This is a genomic window from Streptomyces sp. HNM0575 (assembly GCF_012726265.1).
In the GTDB taxonomy this organism is placed as follows: Bacteria; Actinomycetota; Actinomycetes; order Streptomycetales; family Streptomycetaceae; genus Streptomyces.
Genome location: NZ_JAASAG010000004.1, coordinates 478,544 through 493,231 on the forward strand (window position 1 = coordinate 478,544; position 14,688 = coordinate 493,231).

The following is a 14,688-nucleotide window of genomic DNA, read 5'->3' on the forward strand; positions in this document are numbered from 1 at the left end:
TCCCCCACGCCCCGGAACGGTCCCTCAAAAGCCCTCGAAGCCTCTCGAAGCCCCGATGCACTCCCGACGAAGTCCCGAAGCAGTCCCGAGCACTTCCGAGAAGGTCCCGAGCAGTCCCGACGAAGTCCCCCCGTCCGTACGCCGTCCGTACGCCGTCCGCGAGGAACCCGCCGCCGTGTCACCGCACCCGTCAACGTCCCCGCCCGCCGCCGCCTCCCGGCGTTCTGGTGGTCGCTTCGCCGCCGTCGACCTCGGCGCGTCCAGCGGGCGCGTCATCACGGGCGACGTGACTCCCGGCTCCGTGGAGCTGCGGGAGGCGCACCGCTTCCCCAACAGGCCCGTACGCACGGCCGGAACGCTCCACTGGGACGTCCTCGCCCTGTACGGGGGCGTCCTGGACGGTCTGCGGGCGGCCGGGCCCGTGACGTCCGTCGGTGTGGACTCCTGGGCCGTGGACTACGGGCTGCTCGACGCCGACGGCGCGCTGCTCGGCAACCCCGTCCACTACCGCGACTCCCGCACGGAGGGCATGGCCGACCGCCTCGCCGAGGTGCTCTCCCCGCGGGAGCTGTACGCGCACACCGGCCTGGCGTACCTGCCGTTCAACACGGTGCACCAGCTGGCAGCCGCCCGGGACTCCGCCCAACTGGCCGCCGCGCGGCAGCTGTTGCTCATGCCGGACCTGATCTCGTACTGGCTGACGGGTGTCGCCGGCACCGAGCTGACCAACGCCTCCACCACCCAGCTCATCGATCCGCGCACCCGCGACTGGTCCCCGGCAGTCGCCGAGGCCGCGGGCGTGGAGCTGTCGCTCTTCCCGCCGCTGCGGCTGCCCGGCGACCCCGCGGGCGAACTGCTGCCCGCCGTGCTGGAGGAGACGGGACTGCCCGGGCCGCTGCCGGTGACGGCGGTGGGTTCGCACGACACGGCCTCGGCGGTCTCGGCCGTCCCGGCCGTCTCGGGCCGCTTCGCGTACATCGCCACCGGGACCTGGTCGCTGGCCGGGCTGGAGCTGACCCGTCCCGTGCTGACGGAGGCGAGCAGGGAGGCCGGCTTCACCAACGAACTCGGCGTCGACGGCACGGTCCGCTACCTGCGCAACATCATGGGCCTGTGGCTGCTCCAGGAGTGCATGCGCACCTGGGAGTCGGAAGGGCGGGCGCAGGACCTGCGGTCACTGCTGCGCGAGGCCGCGTCGTGTCCGCCGCTGAGGTCGGTCGTCGACGCGGGAGATCCGGGCTTCCTCGCTCCGGGCGGCATGCCGCGGCGCATCGCCGAGGCGTGCCGGCGCACGGGGCAGCCGGAGCCCGAGGGGCCCGCCGGGACCGTGCGGTGCGTGCTGGACTCCCTCGCGCTCGCGCACCGGCTGGCCGTCGAGGACGCGGGGCGTCTCGCGGACACCGAGACCGACGTGGTGCACGTCGTCGGCGGTGGCGTGCACAACGAGCTGCTGTGCCAACTCACCGCCGACGCCTGCCGGTTGCCCGTGATCGCGGGCCCGGCGGAGGCCGCCGCACTGGGCAGCGTCATGGTGCAGGCGCGTGCACACGGAGTGATCGGCGACGACCCGGGGCTGGTCAGGCGGCTGCTTTGTGACACGCTTCCGCTGCGGACGTACGAACCGTCCGGCGGCCACGGCAGTCCGCAGGCCTGGTCCCGGGCGGCGGCGACGATCCGCGGCACCGGCTGAGCCCCGCGCGGGGCGGGCCGGGAGGAAGGGACAAGGAGGCACCGTGCGGGTCGCACTCTTCATCACCTGCATCAACGACGCGCTCTACCCCGGCACGGGGCAGGCCGTCGTCACGCTCCTGGAGCGGCTGGGCGTCGAGGTCGGCTTCCCCGAGGCCCAGAGCTGCTGCGGGCAGCCGCAGTTCAACACCGGCTACCGCAGCGAGGCCGTACCGCTGGCGCGCCGCTACGCCGAGGCGTTCCGCGGCTACGACCACATCGTGGTGCCCTCCGGGTCGTGCGCCGCGATGGTGCGCGACAACTATCCGCGGATCGGGGCCGAGTTCACGCGGGAGGCCGTCGCCGGCACATACGAGCTGACCGAGTTCCTCGTCGACGTGCTCGGCGTCACCGACGTCGGCGCGTACTACCCGCACACCGTCACCTACCACCCCACCTGCCACGGCCTGCGGATGCTCGGCCTCGGCGACCGCCCGCGCCGGCTGCTGGAGTCCGTGAAGGGGCTTCGCCTGGTGGAGCTGGAGGGCGCCGAGGAGTGCTGCGGCTTCGGCGGCACCTTCGCGGTGAAGAACGCCGACGTCTCCGCCGCGATGGGCGCCGACAAGGCACGCCACATCGAGGAGACCGACGCCGAGGCGGTCTGCACCGTCGACAACTCCTGCCTCATGCACATCGGCGGCACCCTCACGCGGCGCGGTTCCGCGACGCGGCCCGTGCACATCGCCGAGATCCTGGCCGGCACCGAGGAGGCACCACTGTGAGCGGTACGTATCTGGGCATGCCCTCCTTCCCGCGGGCCGCCGCCGCTTCGACGCGCGACATGCGGCTGCGCGGCAACCTGCGGCACGCCACGCACACCATCCGCGCCAAGCGCGCGCAGGCCGTCGAGGAGCTGGGCGACTGGCAGCGGCTGCGCGCGGCGGGCGCGGCGCTGAAGGAGCGCACGCTGCGCCATCTCGACCACTATCTGGAGCAGTTGGAGGCCGCGGTGACCGCGGCGGGCGGCCACGTGCACTGGGCGCGCGACGCCGAGGAGGCCAACCGGATCGTCACGGACCTCGTACGTGAGACGGGCGAGAGCGAGGTCGTCAAGGTCAAGTCCATGGCCACACAGGAGACCGGGCTCAACGAGGCGCTCGCGAAGTCCGGGATCTCGGCGTACGAGACGGACCTCGCCGAACTCATCGTGCAGCTCGGCGACGATCTCCCGTCCCACATCCTCGTACCGGCCATCCACCGCAACCGCGACCAGATCCGCGACATCTTCCGCGAGAAGATGGGCAGTTGGGGGCGGGCCGCACCCAAGGGTCTCAGCGACGACCCGGCTGAGCTGGCGGAGGCGGCGCGGCTGCATCTGCGCGAGAAGTTCCTGGACGCGAAGGTCGGCGTCTCGGGCGCCAACTTCATGGTCGCCGAGACCGGCACGCTCGTGGTCGTCGAGTCGGAGGGCAACGGCCGGATGTGCCTGACACTTCCGGAGACGCTGATCTCCGTGGTGGGCATCGAGAAGATCGTGCCCACGTGGCAGGACCTGGAGGTCTTCCTACAGACGCTGCCGCGCTCGTCCACCGCGGAGCGCATGAACCCCTACACCTCGACCTGGACGGGCACCACCGACGAGGACGGCCCCTCCGCCTTCCATCTGGTCCTGCTCGACAACGGCCGCACCGACGCGCTGGCCGACACCGTGGGACGGCAGGCGCTGCGCTGCATCCGCTGCTCGGCGTGCCTGAACGTCTGCCCCGTCTACGAGCGCGCGGGCGGGCACGCCTACGGCTCGGCCTACCCCGGTCCGATCGGCGCGATCCTCACCCCGCAACTGCGGGGCGTGCAAAGCGAGTTGGACGCGTCGCTGCCGTACGCCTCGTCGCTGTGCGGCGCGTGCTACGAGGTGTGCCCCGTCGCCATCGACATCCCGGAGGTGCTGGTGCACCTGCGCGAACGCGTCGTCGAGGGCGGCACCGTCAGCGTCCGCGGGCAGAGGACCACCATCCGGCCGGCGAAGGGCCACGCCGCCGAGCGCGCCGTGATGCGGGCCGCGCGCTGGGCCTTCGACCATCCCCGGGCCCTGCGGGGCGGCCAGCGGCTGGCCTCCCGTACGCGGCGTCTCACCCCGCGGCGGCTTCCGCTGCCCGGCCCGGGAAAGGCCTGGTCGGACAGTCGCGACCTGCCGCGTCCGGCGGCGGAGTCCTTCCGCGACTGGTGGCGGCGCACCCGTGGCGAGGACCACGGAGACGGCGAAGGAGGCGCCCGGTGAACAGCCGCGACACCGTGCTCGGCCGCGTGCGCCGCGCGCTCGCCGACGTACCGCGCGAGGAGACCCCGCAGGACGTGCCCGTCCCCCGCGACTACTGGACCACCCACGCCGAGCGCACCGACGCACAGCGGCTGGACCTGCTCGCGGAGAACCTCGCCGACTACCGCGCCCTGGTGCACCGCTGCACGCCGGCCCGACTGCCCGCCGTCATCGCGGAGTTGCTGAGCGCGCGCGGCGCCCGCAGCGTCGTGGCGCCGCCGGGCGTCCCGGCGGACTGGCTGCCCGCGGAGGTGGAGCGAGTCGCCGACGACCCTTCGATGCCGCCGCGCGAACTCGACGCGCTCGACAGCGTCGTGACGGGATGCGCCGTGGCCGTCGCCGAGACCGGGACCATCGTGCTGGACGCCGGAGCGGACCAGGGCAGGCGCCGCATCTCGCTCGTGCCGGACCATCACATCTGCGTCGTACGGGCCCCGGAGCAGATCGTGGACTCCGTTCCGCAGGCGCTCGGGCGGCTGGATCCCTCCCGGCCGCAGACCTGGATCTCCGGCCCGTCGGCCACCAGCGACATCGAACTCGACCGCGTGGAAGGGGTGCACGGCCCCCGCACCCTGGAGGTGGTCATCACCTCGCCCGCGGAGCAGCCCCGTTGAACCCACCCGACCGAAAGGAGCCGCGGCCCGCGATGCGATCGCCCGCCGTTCACACCACGCCCTGGGAACCGCTCGCCGTCGCCGCCCTCGAAGGCGTGAGCGTGCGGCGCTACACCACCGGCCAGGTCATCCTCGACGGCATCGACTGGTCCCTCGCCGCCGGCGACCACTGGGCCCTGCTCGGCGCGAACGGCGCGGGCAAGACCACCCTGCTCCGGCTGCTCGGGGCGGTGATGTTCCCGACCGCGGGCACGGTGACGGTGCTCGGGCACACCCTCGGCAGGGTCGACGTTCGGGAGCTGCGCGCGGTGATCGGCCACGTGTCCGGCGCGCAGCGGGTCCCGCAGGACGCCACAGGGCACACGGTGGTGCTCACCGGCGCCACCGGGACGGTGCAGCCGCTGTGGCGCAAGTACGACCGCGGCACGCGTGAACGTGCCCACGAACTCCTCGCCGAGCTGGAGTGCAAGGAGCTGGCCGACCGGCCGTACGGCGTGTGCTCGGGCGGGCAGCGCGCCCGGCTGCTGCTCGCCCGCGCGCTGATGTCCGACCCCGCTCTGCTGCTGCTGGACGAGCCGTTCAACGCCCTGGACCTGCCCTCACGGGAGGACCTGATCGACTCCCTGCGGCGCCTGGCCGCCAACCGCCCGCGGCTGACCACCGTGACCGTCACCCACCACCTGGAGGAGCTCCCGCCGAGCACCAGCCACGCGGCTCTCCTGCGTGAGGGACGGATGCAGGCCCGCGGGCCCGTCGGGGAGACGCTGACGGGTCCGGCGATGACGTCCTGCTTCGGGCGCCCCATCGAAGTGACCCGGCAGGACGGCCGGTGGCTGGCCCGCTCGGGCCGCCCGTGACAGGCCACGGGCGGACCTGGCCGGACCGGACCCGTCCGGCATGTGACCCGTCGGGCCCAGTGACCGAGCAGGACCGCGAGCGAACGGGCCCGTGCCCCAACGGCCCGTGCCCGAGCGGGACCTAGGCCACGTGTCCGTACGTCCGCTCCCGATCGGCCTACGCTCACGGCCCGTTACGTCCCGCTCGTCGCTGGCCTAGCGTCGGTGCCATGGACATTCGGTCGACGGCAGACGGCAGCGGCACCCTCGACGAGGCGCTGGAGCGGGTGCACCGCAGCGGCCCCGAGCGCGAGGGCTGGCTGAGCAACCACGCGCCGATGGCCGTGGAGGCGCTGGTGCTGCACGGTCACGCACCGTCGGTGCACCGCTGGCTCGACGGCTACCGGGACAAGCTGGAGGAGATGCCGGCGCCCTCCGCCCGCGTGACCGACGACGGCTGGCAGGAGGCGCTGGGCGATCCGCGCCGGCTGGCCGACTGGATCGCCTACTTCCAGCGGGCACTTGAGGACCGGCCGTGGCGCGAGGTGCTGGCCGAGTGGTGGCCGCGGCTGCTTCCGGGCATCAGCGCGGCCGCGACGCACGGCGTGATCCGCGTGGGCCACGCCGTGCGGACGCTGCTCGGCGAAGAGGCAGCGGCCGGGGCCCGGGACCGCGCCGGGGCCGGGAGCATCGCACGGGACGACGCCGGAGCCACCGCGCGGCAGGAGACCTTCCGGCCCTCCCCCGTCTCCCCGAGGGTGACCGAACTGGCCCACGCCCTCGGCTACTGGGCGGCGCGCCACTCGGCCCTGCCCCGCATCCGCTCCCTGCCCGCCGAACGCTCCTACGCCGCCGGGCTCGCGGCGGTGCCCCGCGTCGACGACCAGAGCGGCGGCATCCGCGAACGGCTGGCCCGCATCACGGCGCTTCCCGCCCGTACGGGAGCGACGGGCCGGGAGCCGGACCCCGCACAGGCACGGCGGGCCCTGGAGGAGCTGGTACGAGCGGCCACCCACCGCTACGCGACACACGCGCACGGCTCGCCCGTGATGCTCGTGCACGCGGCGACCGCGCCGAACGCCGTGCTGCGTACGCTGCCCGCCCTGCCCGGGCGGCTGTGGCTGCCGAGCCTGGACGCGGCATGGTCGGCGGCAACGGCGGTGACCGCCTCCTACACCCCGGCCGCCGCGGCGCCGCCGCCCGCGACCGCCGCGGGGCTCACCGCCGGGGAGGTCTTCGAACGGGCCGCCGCGCACGGCGACGAGCACGCCATCAAGCTCACCGACACGGCCCTGGACGTGGCGGCCATGGACGCGGACGCCGACCACGGCACCGTGGAGACCGCTCCCGCCTTCGCCGCCGCGCTGCGCGCCCTCGAACTGATCGACCCGGCCCTCTGAGCGCTCCGCCCGGCACACCGGCACGCAGCACCACGTGGCCCGCACCGCCCCGGCGCCACCGCTCAGAGCTCCGCGGCGAAGATCCCGTACGAGCGCTCGTCGAAGAGCACGAACCGCACCTCGTCGAAGCCGCCGCCGTCCGCCGACTCCTCCCGTACGGCGGCGACGGCGATACGGGCCCCGTCGTCCAGCGGCCAGCCGTAGACACCGGTGGAGACCGCCGGGAACGCGACCGTGCGGGCGCCCAACTCCCGGGCGACGCGCAGCGATTCGCGGTAACAGGACGCCAGGAGGTGGGAACGGTCCTCGCTCTTCGCCCAGACCGGGCCGACGGTGTGGATCACCCAGCGGGCCGGCAGCCGCCCCGCCGTCGTCGCCACGGCCTCCCCGGTCGGCAGGCCCTTCCCGTAGCGGGAGGAGCGCAGCTCCCGGCACTCGGCCAGGATGGCGGGGCCGCCCTTGCGGTGGATGGCGCCGTCGACTCCCCCGCCGCCCAGCAGCGAGGAGTTGGCGGCGTTGACCACCGCGTCTACGTCCTGTTCGGTGATGTCGCCCTGCACGATCGTGATGCCGGCGTTCGTCGGATTCGGCATACGGGTCATCCTCGCACCGGGCGGCGTCATTGCGCGCACCTGTGGCGGCCCGCGCGCACCCTGGCAGCCACCATGGCCGTGGGATAGCTTGCGTCAGCCAGCCGTGCCCGAAACCGACCGCCGCCTCCGGAAGGACACCCGCCGATGTCCCGCGCTCCCTCCCGCCGTTCGGTCTTCCTCGGCGGCACGGCCGCTGCCCTCGGCGCCCCGCTGCTCACCGCCAGCACCGCCGCCGCGGCTGCCCCCGGGCGCGTGTCCGCCGCCCGCGGCAAGGTCGTCACGGGCGCCGAGTCCGGGGCGGCGTCCGGCTGGAAGCTGCTGCGCGGCCGCAAGGTCGGCGTGGTCAGCAACCCCACGGGCGTACTGCCCGACACCAGCCACGTCGTGGACTCGATGGCCGCGCGCAAGGAGCTGAACATCGTCGGGGTCTTCGGCCCGGAGCACGGCTTCCGCGGCAGCGCCCAAGCGGGCGAGTCAGAGCCGGAGTTCGAGGATCCGCGCACCGGACTGACGGTCTACGACGCATACGGCGCGGACGCGGCGAAGATGACCGGGCTGTTCCGCAAGGCGGGCGCCGACACGATCGTCTTCGACATCCAGGACGTGGGCGTCCGCTTCTACACCTACATCTGGACCATGTACCAGGCGATGGTCGCCGCCCGCGACATCGGCGCCGCGTTCGTCGTCCTGGACCGCCCCAACCCGATCGGGCGGCGGGCCGACGGCCCGATGATGACGAAGGACTTCACCTCGGGCGTCGGCCTGAAGCCGATCATCCAGCAGCACGGCCTCACCGTCGGCGAGCTGGCCCGCTACTTCAACGGTGAGCTGCTGCCCGGCGAGGGCAAGGGCGGCAAGGCGGAGCTCGATGTCGTACGGGTCCGCGGCTGGGCCCCCTCGGCACCGGCGCAGGAGACCGGGCTGCCCTGGGTGCCGCCGTCGCCGAACATGCCGTTCCCCGACACGGCGACCGTCTACGCGGGCACCGGCTACTTCGAGGGCACCAACCTCTCCGAGGGGCGCGGCACCACGCGCCCCTTCGAGTTCGTCGGCGCCCCGTATCTGGACTACCGCTACAGCGACCGTCTCAACTCCCGCGGGCTGCCCGGCGTCCGCTTCCGCGAGGGCTACTTCGTGCCCACCTTCAGCAAGCACGAGGGCAAGACCTGCGCGGGCGTCCAGCTGCACGTCACCGACCCGCGCAGCTACCGGCCGGTGCCGACGGCCGTGGCGATGCTGGCGGAGGCGGCGCGCTACGACGGCTTCGCGTGGCGCAAGGACGACGACCCGCGCCCGTACTGGATCGACAAGCTCTCCGGGTCGACGCGGCTGCGGAAGATGCTCGACGCGGGCAAGGACGTACGCGAGATCACGGCCGCCTGGGAGGACGAGGTCCGCGCCTTCGACCGGACGCGCAGGGAGTACTTCCTCTACCGCTGACTCCAGCCGCTGGCTCCTGCCGCGGACTCCGTACGGCAGGCGGGGCCGCCGCCACATGCGAACGGTCGGCCTCCACCGGCCCGGCCCGTCCCGCCGTGCGGCGGCGCCCCGCTCACCAGCTGACGTGCAGCGGCTTGCCCTCCGCGTAGCCCGCGGCGCTCTGCACGCCCACCACCGCGTTGTCCGCGAACTCCTCCAGGGTCGCGGCCCCGGCGTAGGTGCACGAAGAGCGCAGGCCCGCGATGATCGCGTCGATGACGTCCTCGACGCCGGGGCGCGAGGGGTCGACGAACATCCGCGCCGTGGAGATGCCCTCCTCGAACAGGGCCTTGCGGGCACGGTCGTAGGAGGACTCCTCGCTGGTGCGGTTGAGTACCGCGCGGGCGGAGGCCATGCCGTAGGACTCCTTGTAGGCCTGTCCGTCGGCGGTCTGCTGGAGGTCGCCCGGCGACTCGTACGTACCGGCGAACCACGAGCCGATCATGACGTTGGACGCGCCGGCGGCGAGCGCCATGGCCACGTCGCGCGGGTGCCGCACACCGCCGTCCGCCCACACGTGCTTGCCGAACTTCCGCGCCTCGGCGGCGCATTCGAGCACGGCGGAGAACTGGGGGCGGCCGACGCCGGTCATCATCCGCGTCGTGCACATCGCGCCCGGACCGACGCCGACCTTGACGATGTCCGCTCCGGCCTGGACGAGATCGCGTACGCCCTCCGCGGCGACCACGTTGCCCGCGACGACCGGCACCTCGGGGCCGAGGGCCCGCACGGCGCGCAACGCCTCGACCATGCGCTCCTGATGGCCGTGCGCGGTGTCCACGACGAGGGTGTCGACGCCCGCCTCCAGCAGCGCGCGGGCCTTGCCCGCCACGTCGCCGTTGATGCCGACCGCCGCGGCGACGCGCAGCCGCCCGGCCGCGTCGGTCGCGGGCGTGTACAGCGTGGCGCGCATCGCGCCCTTGCGGGTCAGGATGCCGACGAGGCGTCCGTCGGCGTCGACTGCGGGCGCGAGCTTGCGGTGCGCGCTGTCGAGCTGGTCGAAGGCCTCACTGGGGTCGACGTCCGCCTTGAGCACCAGCAGGTCCCGCGACATCACCTCCGACAGCTGCGTGAAGCGGTCCACGCCGGTCAGGTCGGATTCGACGACGACGCCCACGGGCCGCCCCTCGTGGACGACGATGCCCGCGCCGTGCGCGCGCTTGGGCAGCAGCGACAGCGCGTCGGCGGCCGTCTGGTGCGGGGCGAGCGTGATGGGCGTGTCCAGCACCAGGTGGCGGCGCTTGACCCAGGCGGTCACCTCGGTGACGACGTCGATGGGGATGTCCTGCGGGATGACGACGAGCCCGCCGCGGCGTGCGACGGTCTCCGCCATGCGGCGTCCCGCGACGGCCGTCATGTTGGCGACGACGAGGGGGATCGTGGTGCCGCTGCCGTCGGGCGACGACAGGTCCACTCCGTGCCGCGATCCGACCGCGGAACGGCCCGGCACCATGAAGACGTCGTCGTATGTCAGGTCGTAGGGGGGCTGCTGGTTGTTCAGAAATCGCATACCGGCTCTCTCACCTGCGTCGTCGCTCCATGTGCGGCCCCTCCCAGCCGTGGCTGGGTTCGGGGGCACCCCCAGCGGTAGCTGGGGTGGGGGCACCCCCAGCGGTAGCTGGGGGAGGGAGTGAGTGCCGGAGGCGCAGCGTCCGGGCTGTGGCTCCTCCTCCATCATCGCCGACCGCGGACGGAAGGGGCGAACCGGGCCCCGGCAGCGGGTGCGCAGCTCCGGCACCGCGGGCCGCCGCGGCCCTTCATGAGCCGGTTGCACGCCCGCCCGGCGCGCGTCTAGTGTCCGCTTGGACTCATGCATCCATCTATGCCGGGGGGCTACAGGTGGGAAAGGCTCTGCCCACGTCCCAGCGCGCGTACCAGTACGCGAAGGAACGGATACTGGACGGCATTCTCGCCGGGGGCGAGCTGATCAGCGAGGGCACGGTGGCCGAAGCGCTCGGCATCAGCCGTACGCCCGTGCGCGAGGCCTTCCTGCGGCTGGAGACGGAGGGGCTGCTGCGGCTCTATCCCAAGCGGGGCGCGGTGGTCGTGCCGGTCTCCGCGAAGGAGGTGGAGACCGTGCTGGAGACCAGGGAGCTCATCGAGTCCTTCGCCGCGGAAAAGGTCTCCTCGCTGGGAGCGTCGGCGCTGGAACGGCTGGTGAAGGAGCTGCGGGAGCAGCTCGACGAGCAGCGCGAGCTGCGCGAGGCCGGCGACGGCAAGGCCTTCGTCGCCGCGGACCAGCTCTTCCACCAGCTGATCGTGCAGGCGGCGGACAATCCGATCCTGCTCGACCTCTACGCCGGGCTGCGCGACCGCCAGCAGCGCATGGGCCTGTACGCGGTCTTCAACGACGGCGACCGGCTGCGTGCCACGAACCACGAGCACGTCGAGCTGGTGTCCCTGCTGGAGAAGGGCGACCTCGCCGCCTACCGGTCCGCGCTGCGCGGGCACCTGCGTGGCACCCGCGCAGCGGTTCTCGGACATCAGGACAGCAGCATCCAGCCGAGCACCGACGTGGACTGAAGGAAGACCAGCACGCACATCAGCAGCAGCAGCGCCAGGCTCCAGCCGACGACCTTCCTCAGCAGTTCGGGCTCCCGTCCGCCCAGGCCGGTCGCCGCGGCGGCGATGGCGAGGTTCTGCGGGGAGAGCATCTTGCCGAGGACACCGCCGGAGCTGTTGGCCGCGGCGAGCAGCTCCGGGGCGTAGCCGGAGTTCTTGGCGGCCGTCACCTGGAGGATGCCGAACAGGGCGTTGGAGGAGGTGTCGGAGCCGGTGACCGCGACTCCGAGCCAGCCCAGCACCGGCGACAGGAACGCCAGCGCGGCTCCCGCGCCGGCGATGAAGTGGCCGATGGTGGAGGTCTGGCCGGACAGGTTCATCACATAGGCCAGGGCGAGCACCGTGGCCACGGTGAGGATCGCCCACCGCAGCTGGCGCAGGGTCCGTCCGTACGAACGCACCGCGACGCCGGGCGAGATGGCCAGCAGGACCGCGGTGAGGACGCCGCTCAGCAGCAGCATCGTGCCGGTCGCGGGCAGCCAGTCGAACTTGAAGACCGTGGAGGCCGCGGCCTTGCCGGTGATCGGGTCGGCGACATGCAGTCCGGGCCAGCCGAAGAGCACGGTGCCCTTCGCCAGTACGGCCTTGACGGGCGGGATCTGGCTGACCGCGAAGATGACGATGATCACGATGTACGGCAGGTAAGCGTGGACTGCGGCACGCCTGCCGTCCTGGACTTCGGTGCCGGCGGCCGTGCCGCTGTCCGTGCCCGGCTCCGCGGCGGTGTCCGTGCCGGAGGGCTGAGTCCGGGTGGCGGGCTGCGCACCGGAGGCGCCGCCGCCCGTACCGCCCGCACCGCCGGAGGCGCCCGTACCGCCCGCGCCGTCCGCTGCCGGAGCGCCGTCCGCCCCGTCGCCGGAGGCTCCGTCCACCGCAGAGGCGGGGACCGAGGGGATCGTCGTCGTCCGCATCACGAGCACCAGCACGCCGACCGACACGAGCGCCGCCACGACGTCGGTCAGCTCGACGGAGATGTAGTTCGAGGTGACGAACTGGGCCACGGCGAAGGAGAGTCCGCACGCCAGCGCGGGCCACCACGTCTGCCGCACACCGCGCCGTCCGTCGACGAGGAAGACCAGCAGCACCGGCACGACCGCGGCCAGCAGCGGCGTCTGGCGGCCCACCGTGGAGGAGACGTCCTCAAGCGGCAGGCCCGTCAGCGAGGCGAGGGTGACGACGGGCGTGCCCATCGCACCGAAGGCCACGGGCGCGGTGTTGGCCACCAGCGCGACCGTCGCCGCCTTGAAGGGCCTGAAGCCCAGGGCTATGAGCATCACCGAGCTGATGGCGACGGGCGCACCGAAACCCGCCAGCGCCTCCAGCAGCGCACCGAAGCAGAAGGCGACGATGACGGCCTGGAGCCGCTGGTCGTCGGAGAGCTTGCCGAACGAGCGGCGCAGCACTTCGAAGTGCCCCGTGTCCACGGTCATCTGGTAGATCCACAGGGCGTTGACCACGATCCACATGATCGGGAAGAGCCCGAACAAGGCGCCCAGCACCGCCGAGTCGAGGCTCTGCCCCACGGGCATCCCGTACGCGGCGACCGCGACGACGATCGATGTGGCGAGCGCGGCCAGCGCGGAGAGCCATGCCTGGACGCGCAGTACGCCCAGGAGCACGAAGAAGACGAGCAGCGGAAGGGCGGCGACGAGCGACGACCACCCCAGCGAGCCGCCCAGCGGGTCGAGTACGGGTTGGAACACGGTGCCTCCGGTGACGAGTTGGGACTCGGGGGACGACTCACCAGGGCCTGACGCCGCGTATCGAGGCGTCGACGACCTGGACGGGGTGCAGCACGGGGAGCTGCTTGTCGAGATGGCGCGAGATCTGAAGCAGGCAGCCGGGGTTGGCGGTGACCACGGCGTCCGGGGCTGTGGAGCGTACGTTGTCCGCCTTGCGGCGGCCCAGCTCTTCGGCGGGCTCCGGCTGGATGAGGTTGTAGACGCCCGCGGAACCACAGCACATGTCGGCCTCGGGGATGTCGACGACGTCCAGCTCGGGCACGGTGCTCAGCACCGCACGCGGCTGTTCGCGCACGCCCTGCGCGTGCGCGAGATGGCACGCCTCGTGGTGGGCGAGGCGCGCGGGCACGGGGTGGCGGGGCGCCGACGGTGGCAGTTCGGCGAGGATCTCGGAGATGTCGCGGACCTTGGCCGCGAACGCCTCTGCCCGCTCGCGGTACGCGGGGTCGTCCGCCAGCAGCCGCCCGTACTCCTTCAGCGCCGAGCCGCAGCCCGCGACGTTCACCACGATCGCGTCGACGTCGAGCGGTTCGAAGGTGTCGATGAGCCGCCGGGCACGGGCGGCGGCCTCCTCCTCGCGTCCCGCGTGCTCGCTGAGCGCGCCGCAGCAGCCCTGCTCGACGGGTGCGAGCACGTCGCAGCCCTCGGCGGTCAGCACACGCACCGTCGCCTCGTTGACCTGGGCGAAGAAGACCTGCTGCACGCAGCCCGTGACCATGCCGACGGTGCGGCGTGCGGTCGCGGGCGCCTGTGCCTGTACGTGTGCCTGTACTCGTGCCGCGGGCGGCGGCGTCCCCTGCGCTCGGTCGGTGGCCGTGTCCGTCTCCGTACTGGCCTGGGCACCGGCACCGGCACCGGCCGGGGCGGGGCCGTGCCCGGCAACCGCCGTGCTGCGCGCGGGCGTTCGCCGCAGCGCGGACCGCAGCGGCACGTCAGGCATCAGCGCCTCCAGCGCGCGCAGCCGAGCCGGCAGCCGCCCCAGCAGCCCCGCACGGCGCAGCGCCCGGCGGATGCCGAGCCGCTGGTAGACGGCGCCGAGCACGGCGGCGATCCGCAGCCGCCGCGGATAGGGGAAGAGGCGGAAGATCAGCTCCCGGAAGGCCCGGTCGGAGCGTGAGCGGTCCCAGTTGCGCTCGATCTGCGGCCGTACGGACTCGATGAGCCGGTCGTACTGCACACCCGACGGGCAGGCCGTCACACATGCCATGCAGCCCAGGCAGTTGTCGAAGTGGCCCACGGCGGCGGCGTCCAGCGGGGCCTCGCCGTCGTTGATGAGCTTCATCTGGTAGATGCGCCCGCGCGGCGAGTTCATCTCCTCGCCGGTCAGCTGGTACGTGGGGCAGGCGGGCAGGCAGAAGCCGCAGTGGACGCAGTCGGAGATGAGCTCCGGGGACGGCGGGCGGTGGGCGTCGAAGGCGCCGGCGGGATCCGGCGTCTCGTTCGTTCCACCGTGCTGCGTGGTCATTTCGGTGCTCCT

The 14,688-nt window shown here is 73.1% G+C and carries 12 protein-coding genes; 8 read left to right on the forward strand and 4 right to left on the reverse strand.

Features of this window, described 5'->3' with window-relative positions; genetic code table 11:
- The first annotated feature begins 175 nt into the window (after nucleotides 1-175).
- The 6 genes from HCC61_RS13320 (at nucleotide 176) to HCC61_RS13345 (ending at nucleotide 6,835) form a co-directional block, all read left to right on the forward strand.
- A complete protein-coding gene (locus tag HCC61_RS13320) occupies nucleotides 176-1,690 on the forward strand; it encodes a rhamnulokinase family protein (protein WP_346777172.1) in 1,515 nt (504 codons plus the stop codon).
- Between the two features lie 43 nt (nucleotides 1,691-1,733).
- A complete protein-coding gene (locus HCC61_RS13325) occupies nucleotides 1,734-2,450 on the forward strand; it encodes a (Fe-S)-binding protein (RefSeq protein WP_169135589.1) in 717 nt (238 codons plus the stop codon).
- Complete coding sequence (locus HCC61_RS13330; protein ID WP_169135590.1) at nucleotides 2,447-3,946, forward strand: LutB/LldF family L-lactate oxidation iron-sulfur protein; 1,500 nt, start codon at nucleotides 2,447-2,449, stop codon at nucleotides 3,944-3,946. The genes HCC61_RS13325 and HCC61_RS13330 overlap by 4 nt, the downstream gene beginning before the upstream one ends.
- Complete coding sequence (locus HCC61_RS13335) at nucleotides 3,943-4,599, forward strand: lactate utilization protein C (RefSeq protein WP_169135591.1); 657 nt, start codon at nucleotides 3,943-3,945, stop codon at nucleotides 4,597-4,599. Before HCC61_RS13330 ends, HCC61_RS13335 begins: the two co-directional genes overlap by 4 nt.
- 32 nt (nucleotides 4,600-4,631) lie before the next feature.
- Nucleotides 4,632-5,456 carry an ATP-binding cassette domain-containing protein gene (locus HCC61_RS13340; RefSeq protein ID WP_169135592.1) on the forward strand — a complete coding sequence of 275 codons (825 nt, stop codon included), beginning with the start codon at nucleotides 4,632-4,634 and terminating at the stop codon, nucleotides 5,454-5,456.
- A 209-nt stretch (nucleotides 5,457-5,665) separates the two neighbouring features.
- Nucleotides 5,666-6,835, forward strand: coding sequence for a questin oxidase family protein (locus HCC61_RS13345; protein ID WP_169135593.1), 1,170 nt, complete (start codon nucleotides 5,666-5,668; stop codon nucleotides 6,833-6,835).
- A 62-nt stretch (nucleotides 6,836-6,897) separates the two neighbouring features.
- Here HCC61_RS13345 and HCC61_RS13350 read toward each other — a convergent pair whose 3' ends face one another.
- On the reverse strand, nucleotides 6,898-7,428 hold the full coding sequence (locus HCC61_RS13350; RefSeq protein ID WP_169135594.1) for an O-acetyl-ADP-ribose deacetylase: 531 nt from the start codon (nucleotides 7,426-7,428) through the stop codon (nucleotides 6,898-6,900).
- Nucleotides 7,429-7,572: 144 nt separating this feature from the next.
- Between HCC61_RS13350 and HCC61_RS13355 the strand changes: the two genes are divergently transcribed.
- Entirely contained in the window at nucleotides 7,573-8,868 is a 1,296-nt protein-coding gene (locus HCC61_RS13355) for a DUF1343 domain-containing protein (protein WP_169135595.1), read from the forward strand.
- Between the two features lie 112 nt (nucleotides 8,869-8,980).
- On the opposite strand, the gene HCC61_RS13360 is transcribed toward HCC61_RS13355, so the two are convergent.
- Entirely contained in the window at nucleotides 8,981-10,417 is a 1,437-nt protein-coding gene (locus HCC61_RS13360; protein WP_169135596.1) for a GuaB1 family IMP dehydrogenase-related protein, read from the reverse strand.
- Between the two features lie 329 nt (nucleotides 10,418-10,746).
- Between HCC61_RS13360 and HCC61_RS30685 the strand changes: the two genes are divergently transcribed.
- A complete protein-coding gene (locus tag HCC61_RS30685; protein WP_346777173.1) occupies nucleotides 10,747-11,430 on the forward strand; it encodes a GntR family transcriptional regulator in 684 nt (227 codons plus the stop codon).
- Here the strand turns inward: HCC61_RS30685 and HCC61_RS13370 are convergent.
- Both HCC61_RS13370 and HCC61_RS13375 read right to left on the reverse strand, forming a co-directional pair.
- On the reverse strand, nucleotides 11,391-13,172 hold the full coding sequence (locus tag HCC61_RS13370; protein WP_169135598.1) for an L-lactate permease: 1,782 nt from the start codon (nucleotides 13,170-13,172) through the stop codon (nucleotides 11,391-11,393). The two genes, HCC61_RS30685 and HCC61_RS13370, sit on opposite strands and share 40 nt — an antisense overlap.
- 37 nt (nucleotides 13,173-13,209) lie before the next feature.
- Nucleotides 13,210-14,676 (reverse strand): heterodisulfide reductase-related iron-sulfur binding cluster, encoded by a 1,467-nt coding sequence (locus HCC61_RS13375; RefSeq protein WP_169135599.1) that lies wholly within the window; start codon nucleotides 14,674-14,676, stop codon nucleotides 13,210-13,212.
- Nucleotides 14,677-14,688: the final 12 nt, after the last annotated feature.

Coding starts and splice junctions, on each gene's coding strand:
- HCC61_RS13340 (WP_169135592.1), top strand. CDS start 4,632: ATGCGATCGCCCGCCGTTCACACCACGCCCTGGGAACCGCTCGCCGTC.
- HCC61_RS13345 (WP_169135593.1), top strand. CDS start 5,666: ATGGACATTCGGTCGACGGCAGACGGCAGCGGCACCCTCGACGAGGCG.
- HCC61_RS13350 (WP_169135594.1), bottom strand. CDS start 7,428: ATGCCGAATCCGACGAACGCCGGCATCACGATCGTGCAGGGCGACATC.
- HCC61_RS13355 (WP_169135595.1), top strand. CDS start 7,573: ATGTCCCGCGCTCCCTCCCGCCGTTCGGTCTTCCTCGGCGGCACGGCC.
- HCC61_RS13360 (WP_169135596.1), bottom strand. CDS start 10,417: ATGCGATTTCTGAACAACCAGCAGCCCCCCTACGACCTGACATACGAC.
- HCC61_RS13375 (WP_169135599.1), bottom strand. CDS start 14,676: ATGACCACGCAGCACGGTGGAACGAACGAGACGCCGGATCCCGCCGGC.